Below are 25442 nucleotides of genomic sequence, written 5' to 3'. Positions count from 1 at the left end.
TTCAGGAACTTTTATAACTGATTATTAATTAATTGTAAATATACGGTAAATTAACCATACAATGGTCATTTATAGTATATGCTTGCGAAAGAGTCATAACATCATAGGATTTAAACACATCGAAAGGGGTCTTGCTTATGAAAAAAGTAGAGTTGATTGATCTATCTAAGTCTTATGACAAACAGGTCAACGTCATATCTAATATAAACGTAACAATTGAACCTGGCGAATTCTTTGTACTCGTTGGTCCTTCAGGTTGTGGAAAAAGTACCATGCTACGCATGATTGCTGGACTTGAAGAGATTACGAGCGGTACTTTGAAGATTGGCGAGGACATAGCGAACCATTTACCACCTAGTAAAAGAGAATTATCAATGGTCTTTCAAAACTATGCGCTTTATCCACATCTTACGGTAGGGCAAAATATAGCGTTTGGACTCAATGTAAAGAAAATTAAAAAGACTGAACAAGAGCAACGTGTGACGGATGTTGCCGAAATGCTAGGATTGTCTGATTTCTTATCGCGGAAGCCTAGAGAGTTATCAGGTGGGCAAAGACAGCGTGTTGCATTGGCTCGTGCAATTGTCAGTGAAGCGCCGATTTGTTTAATGGACGAACCTCTATCCAACTTAGATGCAAAATTACGCACACAGATGCGTTCAGAAATTAGACGTATCCAAAAAGAACTTAATATTACGATGATTTATGTAACACATGACCAGGTTGAAGCGATGACCATGGGTGATAGAATTATGATTTTACATAAAGGAGAAATCCAGCAAGTAGGGAAGCCGATTGATATTTATAATAACCCAGCTAACCCTTTTGTTGCGACTTTTATCGGAGCACCAGCTATGAACATAGCTGACGCAAGAATTGATGAGAGCACATCTGAATTGATTATCGGCGAAACAATTAGCGTGCCGATTCCAGCGTTGGAAAAAGAAGCGTTTCTAAATCATTCACTCATTGCTGGTATTCGTCCAGAACATCTGCGTATCGCTAATAAAGACAGTCAGGATACTTCCGAAATAAGCGTCGTTGTTACGAATATTGAAATACTGGGAAATGAAACGGTATTCTCATTCATAATTAATGAAGGGGAGTGGTTAGTCAAATGGAGCGGGCAGTGGCATATTGAAATTGGAGATACAGTTCAGTTGGAATTGGATTTCGCTTCACTTTGCCTCTTTAATAAAGAAACAGACCAGCTCATTAAAAAGCCAACGAATAGAGGGAGTTTTGTTTTAAATCAAGAGGTGACGTCATGAATTCACCTATAAAACAGAGCTTTTGGAAGAGAGCAATCAACGGACGAACAGCAACTCTTTATTTGATACCATCTATTATTATTTTCTCGGTATTCATCTTTTATCCGATGTTCAGAACAATTTATTTAAGCTTCTTTTTAACAAATCAAGCTGGAGAAGCAGCATTATTTGTAGGCTTTGAAAACTATGCGTATTTACTGGAGTCGTCGGAATTTCGAAATAGCATGAAAGCGACTGCACTTTTTGTACTATATACCGTGCCAGTAGGTATTATATTTGCGCTATTACTTGCGCTATTAGCAAATGAGAAATTAAAAGGTATAGGTTTTTTCCGAACTATTTATTCATCTACCATGGGCGTCTCGGTGGCGGCTTCATCTGTTATTTGGCTATTTTTATTCCATCCAAGTATAGGAATGTTCAATCGATTTTTAAATGTCGTGAATCTCCCACAAGTACAGTGGTTACTTGATCCTGAGTGGGCACTTCTTTCCGTTTCGATTTCTACGATATGGATGAATACAGGATTTTGCTTTTTAATCATACTAGGTGGCTTACAAAATATTGATGAACATCTATATGAAAGTGCACGGATTGACGGAGCTGGTTATTTTCACAGACTAAGACGCATTACAATTCCAATGTTATCACCTACTTTATTTTTTATCGTTACAATTTCACTGATTAATGCTTTCCAATCCTTTGGCCAAATCGATATCTTGACGAAGGGTGGGCCATCCCAATCAACAAACTTGATTGTCTATTCAATCTATCGTGAAGCATTTATTAACTATCAGTTTGGAACAGCTAGTGCGCAGGCCGTGTTCTTATTTTTAATTATTTTAATCGTAACACTTCTTCAATTTAAGCTATTAGAAAAGAAGGTGCATTACCAATGACAATGAGCCTTCCGAAGAAAATCTGGTTTTACTTTCTATTAGCAATTACTTCTCTATTTGTCTTTTTTCCTGTTCTTTACGCATTTATGATTTCTTTCATGACAGGACCAGAGATTATTCAAGGGAATTTCTTACCATCCAGTTTCCAGTTTGATAATTATATTAAAGTATTTGACCGCTTACCCTTATTAAAATATTTAATGAATAGCTTCATAGTTTCAACTACTGTAATGCTTGGTCAGATTGTTATTTGTAGTCTGGCAGCTTATGCTTTCGTCTTTCTGCCGTTTAGAGGGAGTAATTTTGTATTCTTTTTATTTGTTTCAACAATGATGATCCCTTGGGAAGCAACGATGATTCCAAACTTTTTCATCATTCAAAAGTTAGATTGGCTTAATACTTATCAAGGACTGACAATGCCGTTCTTTGCATTGGCATTTGGTACCTTCTTACTGCGTCAACATTTTAAAACAATTCCAAAAGAGTTGCACGAAGCAGCTAAAATTGCAGGATTAAGTAGATTTGCATTCTTCTGGCGCGTCATAATACCTGTTTCTAAAACGAGCATTGTTACGTTAGGGGCTTACGGGTTCTTAACAACATGGAATATGTATTTATGGCCGCTTTTGATAACGACAAATGATTCAGTTCGAACGGTACAAATTGGTCTAAAACAGTTGCAAACTCAAGAGATTGCAACCGATTGGGGGGTGGTAATGGCTGGTGTTATCGTCGTGATTATTCCGACACTTCTGCTGCTCTTCATTGGGCAAAAACAGTTGCAAAAAGGTCTTTCGCAAGGCGCTTTAAAATAAAAAATACTGAGGAGTGTTCGAAAATGAAAAAACTATTAAAATCGTCCCTATTTTTAATATTAATTTTAAGTGTAGTTGTACTTGCAGCATGTACAAATAGTGATAGTAGTAAAGAAGAGGAAAAGCCAAAGGAAGAACCTACTGATACAACAACTGAAGATACGGATACGGATGCGCCTGAGGAAACAGCTGATGGTGAAAAAGTAGAAGTTGAATTCTGGCATGCGATGTCTGGTGGATTACAGGAATCGCTTGATAAAGTTGTCGATGGCTTTAATACTTCCCAGGATAAGTACTCTATTAAAGCAGAATTCCAAGGGACATATGAAGAATCGTTAACGAAATTGCGAAGTGTTGGTGGAACGAAAGACGCGCCTGCCATCACACAAGTTTTTGAGGTAGGAACAAAGTATATGATTGAGAGTGGCTTTATTGAGCCAATGAATACGTTTATTGAGAAAGAAAACTTTGACATATCTGAACTGGAAGAAAATATTTTAAATTATTATAAAGTGGACGGCGAACTTTATTCAATGCCATTTAACTCATCTACACCTGTTATGATTTATAATAAAGATGCTTTTAAAGCAGCAGGACTAGATCCTGAAACTGCACCTGAAACATTCAACCAAGTAATTGAAGCGGCAGCAAAATTAAAAACAGATGATATGGCTGGTTTTTCAATGCTGACATACGGCTGGTTCTTTGAACAACTTGTTGCAACACAAGGCGGTTTGTATGTAGACGAAGACAATGGTCGTTCGGGTGATGCAACAAAGTCATTATTTAACGGAGAAGAAGGCTTAAAAGTATTTAACTTCTTAGATACAATGAACAAAGCTGGTACTTTTGGTAACTTCGGAACGAATTGGGACGATATCCGTGCCGCTTTCTCAACTGAAAAAGTAGCAATGTATATGGACTCTTCTGCAGGAATTGCAGGTATTATTGAAAACTCACCATTTGAAGTAGGCGTTGCATATATTCCGTATGCAGATGATGTAGAAAGAAATGGTGTCGTTATCGGTGGTGCTTCATTATGGATGTCAAAAGGAATTGCTGAAGAGGAGCAACAAGCAGCTTGGGAGTTTATGAAGTATTTGACAACTGCTGAAGTTCAAGCACAATGGCATCTTGATACAGGGTACTTTGCAATTAATCCTGCTGCATATGAATTGGATAATGTAAAATCCAAGTGGGAAGAATTACCTCAACTAAAAGTTACAGTTGATCAGCTTCAAGATACTGTGCCGGGTCTTGCAACTCAAGGTGCACTCATCTCTGTATTCCCGGAATCTAGACAGCAAGTAGTAACAGCGTTAGAGGATCTATATCAAGGTAAGGATCCACAAGAAGCGCTTGATCAAGCTGCTAAAGGTACTGACCGCGCAATTGAAATAGCTAATAAAACAAAGTAAGTCGAGGAGGTGCAAAATAGATTTGGATATATACGCACACCGTGGTTCATCAGGTACACATCCTGAAAACACACTTGTAGCATTCAGAGAAGCTGCGCGCCTTCCAGTTTACGGAGTCGAGTTTGACGTTCATTTAACGAAAGACAAAAAGCTTGTTGTAATTCACGATGAAACGATTGATCGAACGTCAAATGGAAGTGGCTTTGTGAAAGATATGACACTTGAAGAATTAAGAACGTACGACTATGGTAGTTGGTTTTCAGAAGAATTTAGTGGCGAACAGATTCCGACCTTGGAAGAGGTTTTAGGTCTTTATTTAGATACAGGTCATCATCTGAATATAGAACTTAAATCTGATGTCTTTCGATACGAAGGGATGGAGGAAATTGTTTTGGAACTAGTAAGTGATATGAAAATGGAAGATCATGTGCTTATCTCTTCCTTTAATCACGAGGTAGTCCAAAGCGTTAAGAAGCTAAATCCTAATTTGGAAACAGCAGCATTGTGTATGAAGATACCTGTCGATCCTTTAAATTATGTACGTAATTTACCATCTAATGGGCTGCATTTGTATTTACCAGAGTCTGTGAAACCTTCTGTTAAAGAAGCAATCGAAGATGGAGGCATTGTACGCGTTTTTACTGTTAATCGTAAAGACCATTTAGAAAAACTACATGAAATTGGTGTGCATGCGGTATTTACAGATTATCCTGAAAGAATGCTTGATTATGTCAAGGATTTATCATAGTTTTGTACAGAAAAACCTTCGGGATCTCCAAGCTAAATGGCTTGAGATTCGAAGGTTTTTTATTTATTTGAAATAGATTAGAAGCTACTCAGCTTCATGTTATGTGAAGGTTGTTGCTGTTGCGATTCACATCATCATGCTTAGGCATAACTTTAATAGGTAATGACCATAAAAAGTGTGAGACTTAGGTCCTGATTTGCCGATAACCATTGAATGAGCGTCGATATACGTAAATTATGCGCCGATTTAAGTGTGAATTACGCCGATATATATGTGATAACCGCCGATATAAAAAAACACGTACCAAGTGGACTGACCATTTGGTACGTGTTGGATTTATTATACGTTACGAATATCTTTTTCAACTTTTCCGTCTTTCATAACGACTTGAATCGTATCATTATTTGCAAGTGAATGAATATCATTAAGTGGATTACCTTTGACGATGACGATATCTGCAAGTTTACCTACTTCAATCGTACCCACTGTGTCTTCCCAGCCTAAACATTCCGCAGCTGTTTTAGTAGAGGAGACAATTGCGTCCATAGGTGTCATTCCTGCATCCGTCATTAATCCGAGTTCTCTTAAGTTCGTACCGTGTTTGAAAACGCCAGCATCTGTACCCATCGCAATTTTAACACCGGCTTTATATGCTTTAGTAAAACTAGCAACATGCTGTACAATTACTTCTTTTGATTTTTGGACTGCTGTAGCCGGCATACCTGTTTCGTGTGCTGTTTCTAATACTGCAACTGGTGCAAGAAGTGTTGGAACTAAAAACGTCCCATTTTCTAACATAAGTTCAATCGCTTCATCATCAATGAAAATCCCGTGTTCAATAGAATGAATACCTGCACGAACCGCATTTTTAATTCCTTCTGCTCCTTGTGCGTGCGCCATAACTTTAACGCCTTTTCTGAATTGGCCTTCTTCCACAATGACTTTCAATTCTTCTAATGAGAACTGCGTAAACTCCGGATGATCCGTTGCGCTGAGTACGCCACCTGTTGCGTGTACTTTAATAACTTCTGCGCCAGCACGTAACATTTCACGTGTTTTTTTACGGACTTCTTCAACACCGTCACAAATACCATTTGGCATTCCAGGGTATCCTGAAGGGAGGATTTCTACTGATTTCCCTGAAACCGTATAGCCGTCACCGTGACCGCCTGTGATTGTTAATGCATTGATGCTTAGCTGTAGACGAGGTCCAGGAATATAGCCGTTTTCAACTGCCATTTTCACACCTAAATCTGTTCCAAGTGCATCACGTACAGATGTAACACCTGCGTGCAAAGTTGTTTTTAAATATTCCGCTGCTTCATAGTACATAAATGAAAATGGTGTCGCTAATTTTTCTGCAATAGGTGAGTACTGAAACATCATATGAACATGTGTGTCAATAAAGCCTGGTAAAATTGTACCGCCTTGTGCATCAATGACTGTTTCTTCACCAGTCATTTCATAGCTACCGGCATCTCCAATAAAAACGATCTTTTTATCTTCTACAACGATAACCTGATTTTCTTTAGGATCTGTTCCATTACCATCAATAAATAATCCGTTTTTAAAAATTGTTTTTGTCATTTGTATTCCTCCTAATAATTTTTATAAAGTCTTCACTAATATGCCAGCAATGATTACGGATGCAATCGTTACCGTTGTAAAGCCGCCAATTACCATTGGTGCTAGTAATTCATCAAAAATAATTTTTTCTTCTTCTTCATTTCGTGCCGTACTTCTGCTCACTTCTTCGCAAAGAATATAATCTCCCGGGAAACCGAATAGTGCTGTTAATGCTACAGGCATACCTTTATATGGATGCCATTTGACGAGTTTCGATGTTAAGAACCCACCAATGGAAATACCAGCTGTACCTAATACTAGAATAAGGAGAATACTTGGCAAGTTTTCTAAAACTTGTTGAGGTGAAACACCAGCCATTCCGCCAATAACAACAAAGATTATACCAATCATTGTTATTGTAAATGAATTTGCTCTTTCCAATTCTTTCGATTCAAATAATCCTAATTTCAATCCAATTATACCGATTAATAGACACCATAATGTGTAGTGAATTGGCGTAACAGTACCAAGCGCAATACCAACTGCAGCACCTGCGAAGACGATAAAGAGTTTTATTGTAGCGCTTGTCCGAATAGGCCCCGGTTTTTTAGCTTGTTGTACTTTTTCTTGTTTTTTACTTTCAGTATTCATGGGCTTAAATGTCCCGTCATCAATAGAAGCTTTAATATTACTTGCGTGTTTTCTCATAAAGAACATAGCCAAAGGCATGCCCATAACACCTTGAAATGCGACAATGAGTGCGGGAATAACGATAAGGCTTGATAGACCTAATTCTGTTAATTTTTCAGTAGTTACTAGTAATGCGATTATTCCACCACTGATAGGGCCGATACCTGCAACGGCTGTAGGGTAATCAAAAATTACTGGCACAATGAGTAATATACAAATTCCAGAAAATACGACTCCACCTAAAGCGATTATGACAGCTTTATATTGAGTTTTTACTAAAGAAAAAGGAATCATGGTTCCCATATGAATAATTGCAGGCCCAATTAATATTGCACCAAGTGCTGCAAATTGTGATTTCTCCAAAATGTCTTTTGGGAAAATACCTGTCCAAGATAAAGTAAGAAATAAAACCATAGCTGTTAAAAGCATTGGAATTCTCGCTTTGGAAATAATGGAAAGTATTTCACCTGCGGCAATTAAAGATAAGATTAAAGCGGTAGCGATTAGTGGGTTTGATAACATGATAATTGCCTCCTGTCGCCTTATTCAAAAGACGTTTCTATGTTTGGTGTGTGAATATTTAGAAAAAATAAGACGGTTTTGTACGAAACATTTAAAATTAACTATTGTTATGTAGGCAATAATTAATTGATAACTAATATATCACTAGTATAAATAGTTTGTAAATAAATATTTATATATGAATTTAACAAATACTATGAAAAGCGCGATATAACGGCGTATTGAAATACTATAAATTTAATTATATAAGAAAAGTTGTAAGGAGTGGGTTTAGTCAATAAAAGCTTAAGAGGACTAACTTGTCTGAAAATAATTATTATACTGTAATTATTTGTATGTTAAATAAAATTGTTTTTTAATATGATATTTTGATTGTACATTAATTATAATAAATATTATTTTCCAAAAGATTGATTAACGGAAATCTGAATTAATTAAAAATATTATTGACTTATTTTAAAAATAGCAATACACTGATTACACAAGGTAGTTGAAGTGTTTAGAATTAAAATTATTATCAAAATAATAATTTATGCTTTTTTAATTAAGGAAGACTATCGAAATTAAGGCATAAAAATACTGATAAGAAAGATTAATTAAACTTAGTTTATGTTGTAATGATTAAAGGGATTAACATTTTTAAAATAACACTTGTTTACAGTTGAATGAAAGTTAGATTTGATAGGAATTCATCTGATATCATCCGAGGATCTTACTATTAAAGGGTCTAAAATGTTCAATCTTATAAAGAAATGAATCAATGAATGAACGATTAATTAAAAATGTAAGCGTTTAACTTTATGGTTTATGGGATAAAAAAACGACTTGCTACATCTAAATATAGTTAATTAGTAATTAAAAATGGTTTCACGCCAAGCTTTGTAAATTTAACTTTTAAAAATTAATTTACAAGTTAGGATTTAAATAAAAGGAGAGATACAAATGGGGAAAAAGAAAAATTTGTTTTTAGCACTACTTTTATGCGTTTTATTAGCGTTAGCGGCATGTGGAAGCCCGAAGGCACCAGAGACTGCTCCGAAAGACGATGTAGATAAGGAAGAAACTAGTAAAGAAGAAGCTAGTTCAAGTGATGTAACTGAAATTACTGTTGCGGGTAACGGTGGTAAAATTGAGCAGTTAATTCGCGATGAAATTGGTCCTAAATTTACTGAAGAAACAGGCATTAAAATTAATTACGTAGCTGGTTTGTCAGGTGAGCTTTATGCGAAACTTGAATTGCAAAAAGATAGCCCACAAATTGATGTAGCTACATTTACACCTGGAGATGTTGTTAAATCAGGTAATGCGGGTTTAGTTGAGAAGATAGATAAGAGTAAATTTGAAGGTTTAGATAAGATGGATGAAAAGTATATTTACGGTGATGACGGTGTTCCGATCTTTGGATATACAGTAGGAATTGTTTATAATACTAAAATGTTTGAAGAAGCAGGTTGGGAAGCACCAACTTCATGGAACGACTTATACCGTCCAGAGTTTGCAGGAAAAACAGCTTATCCAGAAGTTTCGAATGCGTGGGGACATGCTGCTTACTATAACTTAGGAATGGCAAATGGTGGCGACTTAGAAAATCTTGATCCAGCTGTAGAATACGGCAAAAAGGTTGCAGCTATTTCTGATACTTTCTATAAAAACTCTACTCAGTTATTACCTGTAATTCAGCAAGAAACTGCTGCTATTTCTATTTTAGCTAACTATGTTGTAACAGATTTAGTTGACGGTGGACTACCGATGAAAATGGTTATCCCTGAAGAAGGAGCACCTTTACAATCGTTAACTGCAGTTGTTGTAAAAAATACACCTAAGCAAGAAGCAGCAGAAATGTTCATAAACTTTGTTATTAGCGAAGCTTCTCAAGAAATCGTTGCACAAAGTGGATTCTATCCAGTTCTTTCAGATGTTAGCCTACCAGTTGAAATCGAAGACATCATTGGAATTTCTGATGCAAAAGTTTATACACCTGATTTCAATTTAATTGCTGAAACGAATGAACAATGGATTGAGCGTTTTGCAAAAGAAGTTGTTCCTGAATTAGGAAAAGACGTTAAATAAGTAGGTTGGAAGGGGTAGTACAAAAATGTCGAAGGTATTTGATGTAGATATACAAGATATAAGTTTAAGTTATGGGAAAACAAAAGTGTTAAATGACATTACACTACAAGTTGAGCAGGGCGAGTTTTTAACCCTGCTCGGCCCTTCTGGTTGTGGTAAATCAACGACACTTAATATTATTGCTGGATTCCTTGAGCCAAATGAAGGGGAACTATTTATTAAAGGAAAGAAAATGAATAATGTACCTTCTTATAAAAGAGATTTAGGGATGGTTTTCCAAACGTACTCTTTGTTCCCGCATATGAATGTGTATGATAATTTAGCATTTGGTTTAAAGCTTCGAAAGACTAGTAAAGAAGAAATTGATAAAAAAGTTAGTGAAAGTTTAACGCTTGTTAAAATGAACGGATTAGAAGAGCGTTATCCTAAAGAATTATCAGGTGGACAAAGACAACGTGTTGCGATTGCGAGAGCGTTAGTTGTTGAACCTACGTTATTATTACTAGATGAACCATTAAGTAACTTAGACGCAAAGTTAAGGCATGAACTAAGAGCTGAGATTAAAAGAATGCAAAACGAAGTCGGCGTAACAACAGTTTTTGTCACGCATGACCAAGAAGAAGCTTTGTCGATGTCAGATCGAATTGTTATTATGAATGCTGGTAGAATTGAACAAATTGGAACTCCAACTGAAATTTATCAAAACCCAAAGACTGAATTTGTTTTTAGATTTATAGGAAACTCTGCACAAATGGACGGTATTTTAACTGATTTACATGATTCAGGTTATGTACTTAAATTAGAAAATAATGTGCTAATTGATCTTCCAAAGAGTTCGTATCTTGGTGAAGAACAGCCTACTATAAATGATCCAATGAATTTATACATTCGTCCTGAGCAAAGCTATCTTGTCACTGATGAGAATAAACATAAGGTAGATATCGTTTTAAATGCAAAGGTTTCACAGATGAACTATTTAGGTGCGTCTTGGGAGGTTGAAGTTCAATTTATTGATTTCAATCAAAAAGTAACGATTATTACACCTGAAGTAAGTGAGGATGTATCCGTTGGGAGCGAGGTGAAAGTGGGTTGGAATCTAAACAGCATGAAGTTGTCGAAAAAAACAGTGTAGGTAAAATTTCTAAAAGAAGAAAATGGAAAAAGGTAGTTCCCGGCTCACTTCTAATCCTTCCGTTATTAGTCTTTATCGTTGCCTTTTTTATTGTACCAATGCTCTATATTTTATACTTAAGTTTTATTGACGTCAAAGAAGGGTTAAACGTTGAAGGAGCAGCATATAGCATTAAAAACTATGTAAACTTCTTTATTGACCCTTATTATTTAGCGTCACTCTGGTTAACGATAAAAATTAGTGTCTATACGGTAATTGTTTGTTTAATTTTGGGCTATCCTGTCGCTTTAACGATGGCAAGGGCTTCTATGAAAATGAGAAGCATTTTAACGTTACTCGTTGTATCACCGTTACTAATTAGTGTTGTCGTTAGAAACTTTGGCTGGTATTTATTGCTCCTTCCAAATGGAACGATTAATAAAACACTACTGAGTTTAGGGATTATTGATACGCCGCTTAAACTTCTATTTTCAGAAACTGGTGTTGTAATAGGTCTAGCAAGTGCTTATTTACCGTTTATGATTTTAGCAATTGCTACGAGTTTGTATAATATTGACCCTTCATTAGAAAAAGCGAGCAGCATTTTAGGAGCAAGCCCAATGCGTACATTCCGAACAGTAACACTGCCACTCAGCTTCCCAGGAATTGTAGGGGGAACAACACTTGTCTTCAGCGTATCGATGAGTGCTTATGTAACGCCTGTTCTTATGGGCGGAGCAGCAGTGCCTGTGTTGCCGGTCGTAACTTACGATAGAATTATGATTTTATTCCAGTGGACTTATGGTTCTGCTATGGCATACGTACTGCTTGTCGCAACATTGATCATTGTATTTGTTTATACGAAAATATTTGAGAAGAGTAAATACGGGGAGGTATTTCGTTAATGAAAATTCTTTCTCCTCTTCGCATGGCGCTTGCTGTATTCAGTATCTTTTTTCTGTTATTACCAATCGTAGTAACAGTCGTTTCTTCATTTACTGAAGCGGGTTATCCAACTTTTCCACAAGTCGGATTTTCACTGAAATGGTATGCTAAAATTTTAGAAAGACCGGAATTTATTACAGCATTAATTAATAGTGTGAAGTTCGCGACTATCGCTTCTATCGGTGCAGTAATTTTAGGGACATCAAGTTCACTAGCAATTGCCAAATATCGTTTTCCAGGCAGAAGCTTTCTAATTTCAATCTTCACAGCACCTTTAACTGTTCCACAAATCGTTCTTGGTGTTGCGCTTATCATCTACTTCACGCCACTAGGTTTAACGGGTACAGCTACAGGATATGTTATTTCTCATATTATTATATGTGTACCTTATATTATTCGTTATGTACTAACGGGTTTAAGTGGATATGATTATACAATTGAGCGTGCAGCTGTTATTTTAGGTGCAAATCCATGGACAGTATTTTGGAAAGTAACATTACCATTAATTAAACCAGCAATGCTATCTGGCGCACTATTTTCATTCTTAATTTCATTTGATAACGTAACATTGTCAATCTTCATGGTCTCACCACAAGTGAGAACGTTGCCTATCGAACTGTTTTCAAGAATGCAAGACGCTTATGATCCGTTAATCGCATCTGTTTCTACAATTGTTGTACTAATTACGGTTGTGTTAATCGCGATACTAGAACGTGTTTATGGTGTTGGGAAATTGTATAGTAATAAGTAAGTTTGTAGGAGAACATCGATCTATTCGGTGTTCTTTCTTTTGGTTTTGGAGTAGGTAGAAGGTCATGATTTACCGATATAAGTGTGTGAGTGTCCGATATAACTCACTTGAGCGCTGATATAAATGGATAAGTGTCGGATATATGATGAGTGAGCGTCGATATAACTGCAGAAGTGTCCGATATATTAAAACAGCTAAGCAAATCCGTTTGGATATGCTTAGCTGTTTATTTGTGCATACTTTTCTTGGCCATAACTTAATAAGTTCGTAAATATGCGATAACCACCGGGTACTTCATTTTGGATTTGCCGATAGAAGACAAGGTTTGTGTAAATATAAGTCCCTTTCCCGTGCTCCGCAATTAGGATTCCACCATCGAAAGCTTTTTCATTCGAATCCGCCATGCTGACAAAGGTCTCGAACTGATTATCCCAGTTTGAAGGGAAATAAAGCCCGCGTTCTTGTACCCAGCCATCCCAATCATGATGCGTAATTTTATTTGGATAGGAGAACAGCGTTGAATCTGGTTTAGTTACTGTTACTTTTGCCTTTTCATCCGTCACGCGCCATTTTATAGAAGGGTTTCCAAGTTCCAGTTTAAACGGTGCTCTATTTTCACCGTTCCAGCCATCACCAGGACGATGATATTGGACAATAAGATTGCCACCGTCTTCTACATATTTTAATAAACGGTCATTATGTTGAATCAAATCTGTACGTGATAAGTAAGCGCGAATTCCAATAACTATTGTGTCGTAAACACTTAAGTCGCCAGTTGCAAGGTCTGCTGCGTTTAATTTAGTTACATCAAAGTCGATATTAATGAGCGCATCCGCTACTTTATCTAAACCACTTTCAATATAGCCCACTTTCAACTTCTTTGGTTTAATTAATTCGAAAACAATTGCATTTAATGTAGCTGGTTGTAAATAAAAGGAGGGTTCAATATGCTCGTATTGAATTTCTTCTATAGTACTGTTCAATGTTTTACCGTCAACATTTGCTGATGCTTCAATTGAAACGTGTCCTTCTTCAATTTTGTTAGATGGGTAAAGCGTAAATTTGATGTCTTTAACTTCAAGGCTATGTGTGAAGCTTACTGTAAAAGTTTCTGGGAATACTGACCATCCATCAGGCATATTTAGAGAAACGTCTGTTACGAGTGCTTGATTACGATAATTTTTCACCTGCACAACTAATGGGATCTGATCTGGAATTTCTGCTGTATTGACAGCTATATGATCAGGAATAAAAGTGAGGCTAACATCAGGTAACACAGCTACATCGACATCTATAATTTGCTCAATCGTAACATTATTTGCAGTAAGTTGAATAACTGCTTGGATTGCCGCTTTGTCATAGGCGTGAAAGTAGTTCGCGTCGTGAGCAACTTGGATAGTAAATCTTACATTATTAGTATGGTCTGGATTTATAACCTTTTCGAGAATCGCCCATCCAGTAGGTAGACGTAAATCTATATTTGATTCAATAAAGTAATCCAATGATTCATGATTGAGTTGAATCTTTACATTGAATTGTTGACCTCTCGTTATAATCATATTATCCGTGGTCACTAATGGATCGATATTTGAAGCAATAAAGCTTACTTCATTTAATTGTTCTTCTTTCGTGTGAAGTTTACGTAGAAGGTCAAACTTCATGTCAACAACTAGGCTAGCAATTTCAGTTTTCTCAATGAGGTCACGAACAGTCATTAAAGCTTGTAGGGATTGCTCGAGAACGGCTGGTCGAATTGGATAAGCAAATATAATTGCATCAAGAGCGTACTGTAATCTTTTTAGCTCAGTTGCTAATGGATGTTTTTTAGGAAGGTTTTGTGCCCAATCATAAAAGTTATAGTGTATGCCCGAAAATAAATCACTTGATTGACCAACTACAGATTTTGTAAGTTCAAGATGAAACTGTTTAGGTTCAATTGGAAGATTGACACCCATTCCTTGGCTCTTATGCTTGAAACGAGAAATTTCACCAAGTTGAGGATAAGTCACTCTGTATATTGAATTGAAGTCTCCAATATCAACCGTTGTAGTAGTTTGTGATTTTGATTCCATAGGTAAATAAAGCTTTTTAATCTGCCAAGTGTTGAGATTTTTTAATTGTTCTGGAAAAATGTTTGGATCAGCAGCGTCTTTAAAAGCCTTTTCAGTTAAAATGGCGATTGCACGATGATGTCCGTGTTCGCTATCAATATCGAGAAAAGAAGGCATGATAATATCGGGCTGATAGGCGCGAATAAAGTGAATAAAACGGCGATACGTTTCTTCTTCACCCCATTTTTCAAATGTTGTTTCAGCTGTTTTCTCAATTCCGAAATCATAAATCACATCCGAAGTCGTTTCACTTAAATGGACCGTTTTAACACCTAGAATCTTAGATGCTTCAATCATTTCTTTCGTACGAAGAATACCTAATGCATCTCCAGTTTCATCCCCAAGCTGATTTTGCCCACCTTCACCGCGATTAGCAATTAAATTCATTGTCTTTATTCCAAGCCCCTTTGATAAATAAGCGAGTAAATTACTACGCTCGTCGTCAGGATGTGCACCTGTATTTAGAAAAGTGATTGTTGTTTCTAGTGGTTTAAGGACATTCCATAATGCCGTATCTATTTCTCCCCGTTCTTTTTTTAGGATAGGGGATTGTACGGGGAGAGGATATGTGCGTGCATTTAATATAGGTCGTGCTTTCATAGGATTAACCCCTTTCTACTTAAATCTTCTAATAACTCAATATATTCTCATTTTAAACAAACAATGCATATCTGTCAAGTAGGTTTTAACCTAATGTGTTGCACTGCGTTTAGATTTTGACTGTTGACTCTAACGTAACGTAATACTTTACAATAAAGATGTAAAGGAGGGGAATTAGATGAAAGTGAAGGAAGTATCACGTTTAACTGGTATTAGTGTGCGTACATTACATCATTATGATGCAGTTGGTTTACTAGTCCCAGATGACTTAACTGAAGCGGGGTATCGTATTTATTCAGATGAGAACATAGCGATCTTGCAACAAATATTATTTTTTAGAGAACTTGGTTTTGCATTGGAGAAGATAAAAGAGCTACTCACAAGTACTCAATTTAATCGACAAGAATTATTTGAAATGCAAAGGAAAATGTTAATGGATAAACGAATGCAATTAGACATGATGATTCAAACAATCGAAAAAACAATTCAAAATGAGAAAGGGGAAATGAAAATGACAAACGAAGAGAAATTTCAAGGTTTCGACTTCAGCAAGAACCTATATGAGCAAGAAGCAAAAGAGCGTTGGGGTGAAAAAGTTGTGGAAAAAACAAATACAAAGTTTGGTCCAGAAATACAAGAGGATATGAACAAAATTTATTTAAAACTTGCTGATATCCGTCATTTATCACCAGAATCTGAAGAAGCTCAGGCAGCGATTGGAGAATGGTATGTGTTGTTGAACAAGATCGGAAGTTATTCATTAGATGCTTTTAAAGGTCTTGGTGAAATGTATGTCGAGGATGAGCGATTTAAGGCTAATATTGATAAGTACGGCGAGGGGTTAGCGGAGTTTATGAGAGATGCAATGCGGGTTTATGAAGATTGATAATAAGGTAGAAGTAAAAGACACTTTCTGAATTGAGAGTGTCTTTTTAAAACTGAGTGTCCTGTATAATATCCATTGTGTCATGTATATTTGACACAATTATTTATTTTGTTATACTTAAATCATCAGGAGGCTTTACGATGGCGAAAAATTTACGATTGAAGGCGGCACGAGCTGGGTTGGATATGTCGCAAAAAAAGTTGGCTGAGTCGGTTGGTGTCACGCGTCAGACGATGAATGCGATTGAAAATGGGGATTACAATCCTTCATTGAATCTCTGCATAGCGATATGTAAAGTATTGAAGTTAACCTTAAATGATTTGTTTTGGGAGGAGTTATGATGAAAGCGAAAAAGTATGTTGAATTTCAACTCGCTAATCGTCACAAGATTGCGTTTCATACGATGGGAATGTTATTGATTTTAATTTTTTTAAACGGCCTAATTAAAGAAGGATATGGGAATTGGGCACCGCCTATGTTAGAAATGTATGTATTAATTTTTATTCCAACATTGTATTTTGTCCTAAATTCAATAGCAAAAAATGCGTACTTTAGCCAAAAAGATCACCCACTTCCAATCATCATTTTATTCGGTTTCGCCTTTGTACTAAGTTTATTTACAAATATACCAACCTTGTTAGATGGCTCGTATAAATTCGTGAGTGATGGACAATTAAGCGCTAGTGTTGGAAGTTTATTACTAATGATCATGACAGGATCTATTTCGATTACTTTACTATTAAGAATGAAGCTCAATAAAAGAATGGCGATTTCTGAAGATTGAAAGTGAACTTCTAAGCCGAAAGATATGATTTTATTTTCGCTATTCACTGTAAAACATGAGATAATGAGAAAAAAGATGGAATGGATGACAAAATGACAAAAACTGTTGAATTACAATTGAATGCAAAAAGTACGAGTGACATAAAAAAGGGCTATCCTTTAATTTTAAAAGAAGCGGTTATGAAGCCTGAGTTACTAAAAGAAGAAGGCTGTCTCATTCGGCTTGTAGATCGAAATTATCGATTTGTGGCAAAAGGCTATTACGGCGAGCAGAATAAAGGTATTGGCTGGGTACTATCGAGAAAAGAAGATGTGGAAATAGACTTCGATTTCTTTGAATCTAAAATGGCTGCAGCGTTTGAAAGACGTGCAGCGTATTTTGATAATCCAATGACGACTGCTTTCCGCGTATTTAACGGAGAAGGCGATGGAATCGGCGGTTTGACGATTGATTATTTCGCTGGGTTCTTTATGGTGAGTTGGTATAGCGCGGGAATTTATTCGATGAAGCATCATGTTTATAGCGTATTCGACAAAATCATTGAGTATAAAGGGATTTATGAGAAGAAGCGTTTTGATACGAAGGGCCAGTACATTGAGCAAGATGATTTTGTAAAAGGCGAACAAGGCGAATTCCCGATTATTGTAAAAGAAAACGGTATGAATTTTGCTATTGATTTGAATGATGGTGCCATGACGGGGATTTTCCTTGACCAACGTGATGTGCGTGAGACAATTCGTGACAATTATGCTGATGGGAAAAACGTGTTGAACACTTTTTCTTATACAGGTGCATTTTCTGTAGCGGCATTACTAGGCGGCGCGGTGAAAACGACTAATGTTGATTTGGCGAGCCGTAGTGAAGCTAAAACGATTGAACAGTTCAGTGTGAATGGGATTGATTACGAGCAACAGGAAATTCGCGTCATGGATGTGTTTGATTACTTCAAGTATGCGAAACGTCATGAGCTGAAATTTGACCTAGTCGTTCTAGATCCACCAAGTTTTGCGCGATCGAAAAAGTACACGTTTAGTACAGCGAAAGATTATCCAGCGCTTTTAATGGATGCGATTTCGATTACGGATAAAAATGGTATTATCGTTGCTTCGACAAATAATGCTAGTTTCGGGATGAAGCGTTTTAAAACGTTTATCGATCAAGCATTTATTGAGTCAGGCGTCAAATACAAAATTCTTGAAGAGTCTTCATTACCAAGAGACTTCCGTACGAATCGTGATTTCCAAGAATTTAACTATTTAAAAGTTGTTATTTTACAAAGAATAAAATAAGTATTATCTATGAGAAAGCTGTAACCGTTGTAATAACGGTGCAGCTTTTTTGTTAATTAAAATGAGATGATTGAAGTGGTTTTACAAGGGGTAATTCTTGTATTTTGTCTCATTTTAAAAAGTCCGTTCAACTATGCGAACGGACTTCCAAATTATAATTCATTAAGTTCTTCGTTCAATTTATTCGCTTGATTCCGGTAATGCAGGTAGAATGCAGTCCAGATAATTACATATACGAAAATAAAGAAGCCGAGGTTAAGCACGGCGCTTTTCGCTGTGAATGGAATCCAACCAATCCCGAATGCGAGAATAAAATAGAAAATAACGACTGTACCGAAATGCAAAGCGGTCTGTTGAACTAAATTTATTCTGGTGTTTTCGAAATATAATGGTGACACTGTAAAGAACCAACCATTAATGATTAAACCTGCTATATTTTTTATTAATAAATTAGAATCGAGCATATCATTTTTCCCGAAATAAATAACAGCGAATATCATTAACACTGCAAGAAATGAACCAAAGAAAATACCGAGTATGCTTCTAATTATAAAAGTTTTCATCTGTTTTTCCTCCTGTTCATCTTTAATGCGTCTTTGATTGAATTGACGTATGTCCTTGTTACATATTCTTTAGCCCCAGATTTGAAATGAACGCAAAGGGTCCCGTTAAAAGATGCTTCAAAACGACTTAATTCGTGTAAATTTGCGATGACAGATTTAGATAGGCGAATGAATTTGTTTGAAGGAAGTAAAGCTTCAAGTTCATATAACTTCTCTTTTAATTTAAATGAACCATCTGCCGTAACTGCAACAACAGATTCATCTTCGGTATGAAAATAATGTATTTCCTCAGGTTTCAATATATGCTGCATTTCTCCGTCTTTTCCGACAATAAATTCAGTATCGCGTCCTTTTAGAAAATCTAGTATTTCCTGTATTGAACTATCCATTTCTTTACAATGAATCGTAACTTTTGTCTCTTCGTAATCGGAATCGATATTTAAGGAAACTTTCAATCTCAGCAACTCCCCTCATGAATAAGTGTAGTGCTTATCAGACTATTCTGCACTGCCTTTTGAAAACTTATTGATAAATAAAGCGATAAAGAACAAAACTAGAATATAGCTTAAGGATCTGGTTGTATCTTGATTAAATTGAAATTGATTGTTCCACACGTCAATAAAAAGTTGGTTCATATGATAGATTGGATTGATTTTGGCAATGGAAGCAACGAAATCGGGCATCATTTCTATAGGGATAGCAAATCCGCCGGTTACCATCACGACTTGGAAAACGACAATAGAGAAGATAAGTGCACTATTCATTTTATTGAAGAAAGAATAGATAGCAGATGAAATAATGAGCAGAATGGCGTTAAGTAAGATGAAAAATCCGTAAGAACTAATTAAACTAGTTGCGCTATAAGTGATACCATAAGCGGTTATTCCGATTAGATAAATGAGGATAAAACCAATGCTGGTGAGAATGATTGATTTAATTATACCTGATAATAGCAGAACATTTTTCGGAACAGGAGAGAGGGTAATTCTTTTTTCGATGCCAGTTGTCCGATGAACAACTTGATCAAAACCGAAAGTGAAAAACACGACACCGAAAGTGATTAGTAAAATGAATGAAGGGGTATATAATTGACCATAACTTAGGTTACCGGCGTACGTAAAATTACCGTACATTAATCCCATGAAGATATACGTTGCAGGAGGAACGATGACAATAAAAATTAAGTAAAATATTTCGCGTGTAAACATTAATAAGTCGTATTTTAATTGCGTTATTAACATGCATACGCCTCCTATATAGATACTTTTGATAAGTAAAAGTCATTTATTGATTTATGGCCATAAGATAAAACATTGTCGATTGTATCGAAAAATTCGTTTAAACCATCGTTAATGAGCATGACCTTATCGCAATATAACTCAACTTCGTCCATATTATGCGTCGTCAAAATGACTGTTCCATTTGTTCTTTGATTATAATCTGTGATGTAGGACCATAGCATATTACGCATATGTGGATCTAATCCAGTCGTAGGTTCATCTAAAATGAGTAGTTTTGGTTCTGAAATAAAAGCGATGGCTAAACTAACAATTTGCTTCCAACCTCCTGAAAGTTTGTCGAAATACTTTTTCCGATGTGGAGCCAATTTGAAGTCGTTGATAATCTTTTCTACATCTGTGGTTGATTGATAATACGCTTTGAATAATGTTAGTAATTCGAATACTTTAAGCGTTTTGTAAAATTGTGTTGGCTGTAGTACTACGGAAATGTCTTTGCGTATTTGTTCGAGTGAGTTTGTTGAGATGGTTTTTAAATTTTGATTAAAAACTTTCACTGTGCCTGCATCATACTTTTTGATTGTCATCATAATTTCTAAAAATGTAGTTTTGCCAGCGCCATTTTTTCCGATGACACCAATGACTTCTCCTGATGATGCTGTAAAATCAATTCCTTTTAAAACTTTGTTCGCGCCATAAGATTTTTCCAAATTAGTAATGTTGATAATCGTCATTACAATCCTCCTAACTGAACATGTTATTAATGTTAGTGTATGGGATAACTAAGCAACCGTCTTTTGTTCTTAGGTGACTGGTGTTATTTAGGTGGTGTCTTGCAGAAGATGAGGGGTGAAACGCAGAGGCGTTTTTCGTGATGTTCCAGTTTTTATGGTGTTTAAGATTATATCCGACAGTTTTTGGTTTTTATCCGACACATGGGGCAATATATCAGCCGCATCCTCCGTTTTATCCGACACTTTAAGTAATATATCATGCACTCGTATAATTATATCGGCAAAACAGGACTTCATGCCCACACTTAATCTCAAGATAACCCATCATTTATGAGAATGGACTATGCAATCGTAACTTGAAAAATTATTTGAGTTATTCTCCTACATTACAAACAATTTGATGACAGATGGCAATTTAATTAGTAATATTAAAATAATGCTTTAATAAGGAGATATGCAGCATGAAGCGAATAGTTGTCATTTTAATGATTGTTAGTGTAATTGCTGGTTGTTCAAATTCATTTAGTCCGGATAAAGGATATAATATGTCGTTGTTAAAATATGATTTCCCGGTACCCAACAATGCTAATGAAGTTGAGCCTGAAGCTTGTGCGGCAGGTGTTTTACATGCGGCGAAGTATGAATTGAAGAATATTGGTGGGAAAAATGGCGGAGATCCACCTCAGCATTATCTAGATGAAATTTCAGATCAAGGCTGGACCTCTCTTGATAATAGAAATACGGAAATGATTCGATATTTTAAGAAAGACTCTACTGTACTATGTCTAATCTTTCACGAAAATGCAGTTGATATATTTGAAATGTTTTCGAAAGAGGAACCTTTGTAAGATATAAAGGTTCCTTTTTCTTATTTTATTTTTTAAATTGTTCTGGAGAATCTTCTGTGAGGTGGCGAGAGTTTATGAAACGGATAATGGTGATTCTACTAGTAATCTGTATGTTAAGTGGTTGCTCAAATAGTTTTAGCGCTGACGAAGGTTATCGTATGTCTTTGATTAATTATAGTTTTCCGGTTCCTAAAAATGCGGGCGAACTTAAACCTGAAGCTTGCACGGATGAAATTACAAAATCGTCGAAGTATAAGTTGAATAATATTGGTGGCGAAAATGATGATGGGCCGCAACCGCATTATCTCAATGAAATTAAAGAGTGGGGCTGGACTGAGCTTGAGGATGAAAGTACGGAAATGATTCGATATTTTGGTAAAGAAGATGAAACGATTTGCGTGGTTTTTAATAAAAATGTAATTGATGTTTTTGAAATAACGAGTCCTAAGAATCCTTAATTGCATGGATTCTTTTTTGTGTTTTTTCATATAAAATGAAAAAAATGGGATCATTAATTCGAGTGATTACATGTAACTCAAGTTTACTATCGTGTAATTGATAATAAAAATAAAATAAAGTAATAAAAATGAAACTTATTAAACTTATAAAACGTATTAATAAAAGAAGCAGATAAAAGAGGCGATAGCCTATAAGAATTCATGAAATAAAACCCCTATACTAATAAGTATTTGTGAAGAATTCTAGTATTTGTGGTAACAAATTTTATGCTGTATTATGAAATATATGCACTATTTAGGGTAGCAAAAATTGAAACAAAGAAGGAGTGTTTTGTTTGGCAATCAGCTTACAAAAAGGACAAAAAATTGATTTAACAAAAGGTAATCCAGGTCTTCAAAAAATTACTGTAGGCCTTGGCTGGGATCCGATTGTCAAAAAGTCAGGCGGATTGCTTGGCGGTCTATTTGGTGGTGGAAGTAGCAGCGGCGGAAATATGGATATCGATGCTTCTGTTATCATGCTTCAAGATGACAAGTTTTTGGGTAAGGACAACTTAGTTTATTTTGGTAATTTAAAAAGTAAATGTGGAAGCATACTGCATAAGGGGGACAATACTACAGGCGACGGCGACGGTGACGATGAGCAAGTCGTAATTGAACTGAACAAAGTGCCTGCAACTGTTAATAAGCTTGTATTTGTTGTTAATATTTATGATTGTGTAAAACGTAAGCAAGATTTCGGTCAGGTTGAGAACGCTTTTATTCGCGTTATTAATTCTTCAACAAATGAAGAACTTTTAAAGTTTGACCTATCGGAAAATTATGCTGGTTTAACAAGTTTAACGGTTGCTGAGATTTATCGTCACGCGAATGAATGGAAATTCGCTGCGGTCGGTTCAGGTTCAACAGACCCCGGTTTGTCACAAATGGTAACACGTTATTCTTAAATAATAAAAAATAGGAAGAGGTTGGCTAAATGGCTATTTCATTGAGTAAAGGACAAAAAATTGATTTAACGAAAAGTAACCCTGGATTAACGAATATTACGGTTGGTGTTGGTTGGGATACGAATAAATATGATGGTGGTAAGGATTTTGACTTAGATTCATCTATTTTCCTATTAAATGCTGCTGGGAAATGTGGAAATGAGAAGGATTTTGTCTTCTTTAATAACCTTCAAGGCGGCAACGGATCTGTCGTACATACGGGTGATAATTTGACGGGTGAAGGCGACGGGGATGATGAGCAAGTGCAAATCAATCTGGTGAATGTGCCAGCATCGGTCGAAAGAATTGCTTTTACAATTACGATTCATGACGCAGATGAGCGCAGCCAAAACTTTGGTCAAGTATCAAATAGTTATGTGCGCATTATGAATGACGCAGGCGGCGAAGAGCTTATTCGTTATGATCTCGGGGAAGATTTCTCGATTGAGACAGCTGTTGTTGTTGGCGAATTGTATAGACACGGTAGCGAGTGGAAGTTTAATGCAATTGGTAGTGGTTATCAAGGTGGACTTACTTCACTTGTTAAGGATTACGGTTTACAAGCATAATTTTAAAAGAATGACAGGTACCGCCACAATTTGTAAAGTGCAAAAGGTGGCGGTATATTGCATCTTTATCTTGTTAGTTAATGGTAATATACAATTAATTAATCTTTAGGAGTGGTTTAGTTGGCGATTATGTTATCTAAAGGACAGAAGATTGATTTAACAAAAACAAATCCTGGTCTTGTACGTGGTGTCATTGGACTTGGTTGGGACACAAATCAGTATTCGGGTGGACAGGAGTTTGACCTGGATGCATCTGCATTTCTTGTAGACGCGAGCAATCGTTGTCAAAATGATCACGATTTTATTTTTTACAATAATTTAGAACATCCAAGCGGTGGGCTCTTGCATACGGGTGATAACCGTACGGGCGAGGGTGACGGAGATGATGAGCAAGTCATTGTCGATTTTTCGAAAATTCCTTCTTACGTTGACCGAATCGGTATTACTGTGACGATTCATGATGCGGAATCTCGTAGCCAAAACTTTGGACAAGTGTCGAATGCCTTTGTTCGTCTTTCAGATGAAGCGACAGGTAAGGAATTGCTTCGTTTTGACTTAGGCGAGGATTTCTCTATTGAAACCGCTGTCGTTTTTTGTGAGCTTTATAAACACGGAAACGATTGGAAATTCAATGCAATTGGCAGTGGGTTTTCAGGTGGTCTCGCATCATTATGTGCAAATTATGGGTTAGAAGTCTAAGATTCAAAAGTTTTGATTAATAAGCCTCCGCTGGAAATTTACATACTTTATTTTTATACAACAGGAGGAACTAATGGAAATTTTGAATGGTATATTTGACACTTACGCCGCTTTTTTTGACTTGGATATGTGGATAAACGTATTAACAGACCCAGTTAGTTGGGGATTAATTGGTACACTAATTATTCTAGAAGGATTGCTATCTGCAGACAATGCGCTTGTACTCGCTGTTATGGTTAAGCATTTACCAGAAAAACAACGTAGGAAAGCACTTTTTTACGGTTTGCTAGGTGCTTACGTTTTCCGTTTTATCGCGATAGGTATTGGAGTTCTCCTCATCAAGTTATGGTGGGTTAAAGTATTAGGCGCAGCTTATCTTGCTTGGTTAGCGATTAAATACTTTATTGATAAATCCAAAGTTGCAGACGAAGAAGGCGAAGAAGAGGGCATTAAAGCAAAAGGAATCCTAATTCGTCTTTTTGGTACGTTTTGGGGGACAGTTGCTGCTGTCGAGATTATGGACATAGCATTCTCAGTAGATAGTGTTCTTGCAGCTTTTGGTGTGAGCGAAAAAATATGGATACTACTACTCGGTGGAATGCTCGGTGTATTAATGATGCGTGGAATTGCAGGCGTGTTTTTAAAGCTAATTGATAAGGTACCTGAATTAGAAACGACAGCATATATTCTTATTTTAATTATTGCTGTTAAGATGGGTGCTAGTGTTCTCGGCTTTGAATTATCACACGTAGCGTTCTTCATCATCCTAATCATTACATTTGCTGCTACATTTGTTGTTCACAATATAAATAAGCATGCGATTAAAAACTAAAGAAGGGTCGTTCCTTCTTTTTTCTTATCCAAAAATTGA

At 36.2% G+C, this 25442-nt stretch carries 26 protein-coding genes; 19 read left to right on the top strand and 7 right to left on the bottom strand.

Features of this window, described 5'->3' with window-relative positions:
• The first annotated feature begins 137 nt into the window (after nt 1-137).
• Genes AC3RV6_RS17200 through AC3RV6_RS17180 form a run of 5 tightly spaced genes read left to right on the top strand, consistent with a single transcriptional unit; the run spans nt 138 to nt 5151 of the window.
• On the top strand, nt 138-1271 hold the full coding sequence (locus tag AC3RV6_RS17200; protein WP_489747180.1) for an ABC transporter ATP-binding protein: 1134 nt from the start codon (nt 138-140) through the stop codon (nt 1269-1271).
• Nucleotides 1268-2170 carry a carbohydrate ABC transporter permease gene (locus tag AC3RV6_RS17195; RefSeq protein ID WP_489747179.1) on the top strand — a complete coding sequence of 301 codons (903 nt, stop codon included), beginning with the start codon at nt 1268-1270 and terminating at the stop codon, nt 2168-2170. Before AC3RV6_RS17200 ends, AC3RV6_RS17195 begins: the two co-directional genes overlap by 4 nt.
• A gap of 2 nt (nt 2171-2172) precedes the next feature.
• Nucleotides 2173-2985, top strand: a complete 813-nt coding sequence (locus tag AC3RV6_RS17190; RefSeq protein ID WP_489749297.1) for a carbohydrate ABC transporter permease — start codon at nt 2173-2175, stop codon at nt 2983-2985.
• 23 nt (nt 2986-3008) lie between these two features.
• Nucleotides 3009-4403 (top strand): ABC transporter substrate-binding protein, encoded by a 1395-nt coding sequence (locus AC3RV6_RS17185; protein WP_489747178.1) that lies wholly within the window; start codon nt 3009-3011, stop codon nt 4401-4403.
• 22 nt (nt 4404-4425) lie between these two features.
• Complete coding sequence (locus AC3RV6_RS17180; protein WP_489747177.1) at nt 4426-5151, top strand: glycerophosphodiester phosphodiesterase; 726 nt, start codon at nt 4426-4428, stop codon at nt 5149-5151.
• A gap of 339 nt (nt 5152-5490) precedes the next feature.
• Here AC3RV6_RS17180 and AC3RV6_RS17175 read toward each other — a convergent pair whose 3' ends face one another.
• Nucleotides 5491-6738, bottom strand: a complete 1248-nt coding sequence (locus tag AC3RV6_RS17175; RefSeq protein WP_489747176.1) for a metal-dependent hydrolase family protein — start codon at nt 6736-6738, stop codon at nt 5491-5493.
• 21 nt (nt 6739-6759) lie between these two features.
• On the bottom strand, nt 6760-7929 hold the full coding sequence (locus AC3RV6_RS17170) for a hypothetical protein (protein ID WP_489747175.1): 1170 nt from the start codon (nt 7927-7929) through the stop codon (nt 6760-6762).
• A 942-nt stretch (nt 7930-8871) separates the two neighbouring features.
• Here AC3RV6_RS17170 and AC3RV6_RS17165 point away from each other — a divergent pair.
• From AC3RV6_RS17165 to AC3RV6_RS17150, 4 genes are read left to right on the top strand one after another with little or no spacing between them, the layout of a single operon-like run.
• On the top strand, nt 8872-9999 hold the full coding sequence (locus AC3RV6_RS17165; RefSeq protein ID WP_489747174.1) for an extracellular solute-binding protein: 1128 nt from the start codon (nt 8872-8874) through the stop codon (nt 9997-9999).
• A gap of 25 nt (nt 10000-10024) precedes the next feature.
• Complete coding sequence (locus tag AC3RV6_RS17160; RefSeq protein ID WP_489747173.1) at nt 10025-11131, top strand: ABC transporter ATP-binding protein; 1107 nt, start codon at nt 10025-10027, stop codon at nt 11129-11131.
• Entirely contained in the window at nt 11089-12015 is a 927-nt protein-coding gene (locus tag AC3RV6_RS17155; RefSeq protein WP_489747172.1) for an ABC transporter permease, read from the top strand. Before AC3RV6_RS17160 ends, AC3RV6_RS17155 begins: the two co-directional genes overlap by 43 nt.
• Nucleotides 12015-12806, top strand: coding sequence for an ABC transporter permease (locus AC3RV6_RS17150; RefSeq protein ID WP_489747171.1), 792 nt, complete (start codon nt 12015-12017; stop codon nt 12804-12806). The genes AC3RV6_RS17155 and AC3RV6_RS17150 overlap by 1 nt, the downstream gene beginning before the upstream one ends.
• A 218-nt stretch (nt 12807-13024) precedes the next feature.
• Here AC3RV6_RS17150 and AC3RV6_RS17145 read toward each other — a convergent pair whose 3' ends face one another.
• The gene (locus AC3RV6_RS17145; RefSeq protein WP_489747170.1) at nt 13025-15517 is read right to left on the bottom strand and encodes a PIG-L family deacetylase; all 2493 of its coding nucleotides are present in this window, start codon (nt 15515-15517) and stop codon (nt 13025-13027) included.
• 178 nt (nt 15518-15695) lie between these two features.
• Between AC3RV6_RS17145 and AC3RV6_RS17140 the strand changes: the two genes are divergently transcribed.
• From AC3RV6_RS17140 to AC3RV6_RS17125, 4 genes are all read left to right on the top strand, one after another.
• Nucleotides 15696-16403, top strand: a complete 708-nt coding sequence (locus tag AC3RV6_RS17140; protein WP_489747169.1) for a MerR family transcriptional regulator — start codon at nt 15696-15698, stop codon at nt 16401-16403.
• A gap of 140 nt (nt 16404-16543) precedes the next feature.
• Nucleotides 16544-16744, top strand: coding sequence for a helix-turn-helix transcriptional regulator (locus AC3RV6_RS17135; RefSeq protein ID WP_489747168.1), 201 nt, complete (start codon nt 16544-16546; stop codon nt 16742-16744).
• Complete coding sequence (locus AC3RV6_RS17130) at nt 16741-17187, top strand: hypothetical protein (protein WP_489747167.1); 447 nt, start codon at nt 16741-16743, stop codon at nt 17185-17187. Before AC3RV6_RS17135 ends, AC3RV6_RS17130 begins: the two co-directional genes overlap by 4 nt.
• A 92-nt stretch (nt 17188-17279) precedes the next feature.
• The gene (locus AC3RV6_RS17125; RefSeq protein ID WP_489747166.1) at nt 17280-18476 is read left to right on the top strand and encodes a class I SAM-dependent rRNA methyltransferase; all 1197 of its coding nucleotides are present in this window, start codon (nt 17280-17282) and stop codon (nt 18474-18476) included.
• Nucleotides 18477-18628: 152 nt separating this feature from the next.
• Here the strand turns inward: AC3RV6_RS17125 and AC3RV6_RS17120 are convergent, their stop codons facing one another.
• From AC3RV6_RS17120 to AC3RV6_RS17105, 4 genes are read right to left on the bottom strand one after another with little or no spacing between them, the layout of a single operon-like run.
• Complete coding sequence (locus tag AC3RV6_RS17120; RefSeq protein ID WP_489747165.1) at nt 18629-19039, bottom strand: DUF3021 domain-containing protein; 411 nt, start codon at nt 19037-19039, stop codon at nt 18629-18631.
• Entirely contained in the window at nt 19036-19494 is a 459-nt protein-coding gene (locus AC3RV6_RS17115) for a LytTR family DNA-binding domain-containing protein (RefSeq protein ID WP_489747164.1), read from the bottom strand. Before AC3RV6_RS17115 ends, AC3RV6_RS17120 begins: the two co-directional genes overlap by 4 nt.
• Before the next feature lie 42 nt (nt 19495-19536).
• Nucleotides 19537-20280: an ABC transporter permease gene (locus AC3RV6_RS17110; RefSeq protein WP_489747163.1), complete on the bottom strand. Its 744-nt coding sequence runs from the start codon at nt 20278-20280 to the stop codon at nt 19537-19539.
• Nucleotides 20281-20291: 11 nt separating this feature from the next.
• Nucleotides 20292-21011: an ABC transporter ATP-binding protein gene (locus AC3RV6_RS17105; RefSeq protein ID WP_489747162.1), complete on the bottom strand. Its 720-nt coding sequence runs from the start codon at nt 21009-21011 to the stop codon at nt 20292-20294.
• Nucleotides 21012-21472: 461 nt separating this feature from the next.
• Here AC3RV6_RS17105 and AC3RV6_RS17100 point away from each other — a divergent pair, with 461 nt between their 5' ends.
• The 6 genes from AC3RV6_RS17100 to AC3RV6_RS17075 all read left to right on the top strand — a co-directional run bounded on the left by AC3RV6_RS17100 (nt 21473) and on the right by AC3RV6_RS17075 (nt 25403).
• A complete protein-coding gene (locus AC3RV6_RS17100; protein ID WP_489747161.1) occupies nt 21473-21859 on the top strand; it encodes a hypothetical protein in 387 nt (128 codons plus the stop codon).
• A gap of 74 nt (nt 21860-21933) precedes the next feature.
• On the top strand, nt 21934-22317 hold the full coding sequence (locus AC3RV6_RS17095; RefSeq protein WP_489747160.1) for a hypothetical protein: 384 nt from the start codon (nt 21934-21936) through the stop codon (nt 22315-22317).
• Between the two features lie 335 nt (nt 22318-22652).
• Entirely contained in the window at nt 22653-23264 is a 612-nt protein-coding gene (locus tag AC3RV6_RS17090; protein WP_489747159.1) for a TerD family protein, read from the top strand.
• A gap of 29 nt (nt 23265-23293) precedes the next feature.
• Nucleotides 23294-23872, top strand: coding sequence for a TerD family protein (locus AC3RV6_RS17085; RefSeq protein WP_489747158.1), 579 nt, complete (start codon nt 23294-23296; stop codon nt 23870-23872).
• A gap of 120 nt (nt 23873-23992) precedes the next feature.
• Nucleotides 23993-24571 (top strand): TerD family protein, encoded by a 579-nt coding sequence (locus AC3RV6_RS17080; RefSeq protein ID WP_489747157.1) that lies wholly within the window; start codon nt 23993-23995, stop codon nt 24569-24571.
• Between the two features lie 73 nt (nt 24572-24644).
• Nucleotides 24645-25403 carry a TerC family protein gene (locus tag AC3RV6_RS17075; RefSeq protein WP_489747156.1) on the top strand — a complete coding sequence of 253 codons (759 nt, stop codon included), beginning with the start codon at nt 24645-24647 and terminating at the stop codon, nt 25401-25403.
• Nucleotides 25404-25442: the final 39 nt, after the last annotated feature.

This window comes from Sporosarcina sp. So3-204, assembly GCF_058068165.1.
Note: the sequence above shows the minus strand (reverse complement) of the source record. Positions and strands in the feature narration are given on the sequence as shown.

What these genes read in the sequence shown, in the direction of transcription:
- AC3RV6_RS17200 (WP_489747180.1), top strand. Translation starts at nt 138, where the DNA reads ATGAAAAAAGTAGAGTTGATTGATCTATCTAAGTCTTATGACAAACAG.
- AC3RV6_RS17195 (WP_489747179.1), top strand. Translation starts at nt 1,268, where the DNA reads ATGAATTCACCTATAAAACAGAGCTTTTGGAAGAGAGCAATCAACGGA.
- AC3RV6_RS17190 (WP_489749297.1), top strand. Translation starts at nt 2,173, where the DNA reads ATGAGCCTTCCGAAGAAAATCTGGTTTTACTTTCTATTAGCAATTACT.
- AC3RV6_RS17185 (WP_489747178.1), top strand. Translation starts at nt 3,009, where the DNA reads ATGAAAAAACTATTAAAATCGTCCCTATTTTTAATATTAATTTTAAGT.
- AC3RV6_RS17175 (WP_489747176.1), bottom strand. Translation starts at nt 6,738, where the DNA reads ATGACAAAAACAATTTTTAAAAACGGATTATTTATTGATGGTAATGGA.
- AC3RV6_RS17170 (WP_489747175.1), bottom strand. Translation starts at nt 7,929, where the DNA reads ATGTTATCAAACCCACTAATCGCTACCGCTTTAATCTTATCTTTAATT.
- AC3RV6_RS17165 (WP_489747174.1), top strand. Translation starts at nt 8,872, where the DNA reads ATGGGGAAAAAGAAAAATTTGTTTTTAGCACTACTTTTATGCGTTTTA.
- AC3RV6_RS17160 (WP_489747173.1), top strand. Translation starts at nt 10,025, where the DNA reads ATGTCGAAGGTATTTGATGTAGATATACAAGATATAAGTTTAAGTTAT.
- AC3RV6_RS17150 (WP_489747171.1), top strand. Translation starts at nt 12,015, where the DNA reads ATGAAAATTCTTTCTCCTCTTCGCATGGCGCTTGCTGTATTCAGTATC.
- AC3RV6_RS17145 (WP_489747170.1), bottom strand. Translation starts at nt 15,517, where the DNA reads ATGAAAGCACGACCTATATTAAATGCACGCACATATCCTCTCCCCGTA.
- AC3RV6_RS17140 (WP_489747169.1), top strand. Translation starts at nt 15,696, where the DNA reads ATGAAAGTGAAGGAAGTATCACGTTTAACTGGTATTAGTGTGCGTACA.
- AC3RV6_RS17135 (WP_489747168.1), top strand. Translation starts at nt 16,544, where the DNA reads ATGGCGAAAAATTTACGATTGAAGGCGGCACGAGCTGGGTTGGATATG.
- AC3RV6_RS17130 (WP_489747167.1), top strand. Translation starts at nt 16,741, where the DNA reads ATGATGAAAGCGAAAAAGTATGTTGAATTTCAACTCGCTAATCGTCAC.
- AC3RV6_RS17125 (WP_489747166.1), top strand. Translation starts at nt 17,280, where the DNA reads ATGACAAAAACTGTTGAATTACAATTGAATGCAAAAAGTACGAGTGAC.
- AC3RV6_RS17120 (WP_489747165.1), bottom strand. Translation starts at nt 19,039, where the DNA reads ATGAAAACTTTTATAATTAGAAGCATACTCGGTATTTTCTTTGGTTCA.
- AC3RV6_RS17110 (WP_489747163.1), bottom strand. Translation starts at nt 20,280, where the DNA reads ATGTTAATAACGCAATTAAAATACGACTTATTAATGTTTACACGCGAA.
- AC3RV6_RS17105 (WP_489747162.1), bottom strand. Translation starts at nt 21,011, where the DNA reads ATGACGATTATCAACATTACTAATTTGGAAAAATCTTATGGCGCGAAC.
- AC3RV6_RS17100 (WP_489747161.1), top strand. Translation starts at nt 21,473, where the DNA reads ATGAAGCGAATAGTTGTCATTTTAATGATTGTTAGTGTAATTGCTGGT.
- AC3RV6_RS17095 (WP_489747160.1), top strand. Translation starts at nt 21,934, where the DNA reads ATGAAACGGATAATGGTGATTCTACTAGTAATCTGTATGTTAAGTGGT.
- AC3RV6_RS17085 (WP_489747158.1), top strand. Translation starts at nt 23,294, where the DNA reads ATGGCTATTTCATTGAGTAAAGGACAAAAAATTGATTTAACGAAAAGT.
- AC3RV6_RS17075 (WP_489747156.1), top strand. Translation starts at nt 24,645, where the DNA reads ATGGAAATTTTGAATGGTATATTTGACACTTACGCCGCTTTTTTTGAC.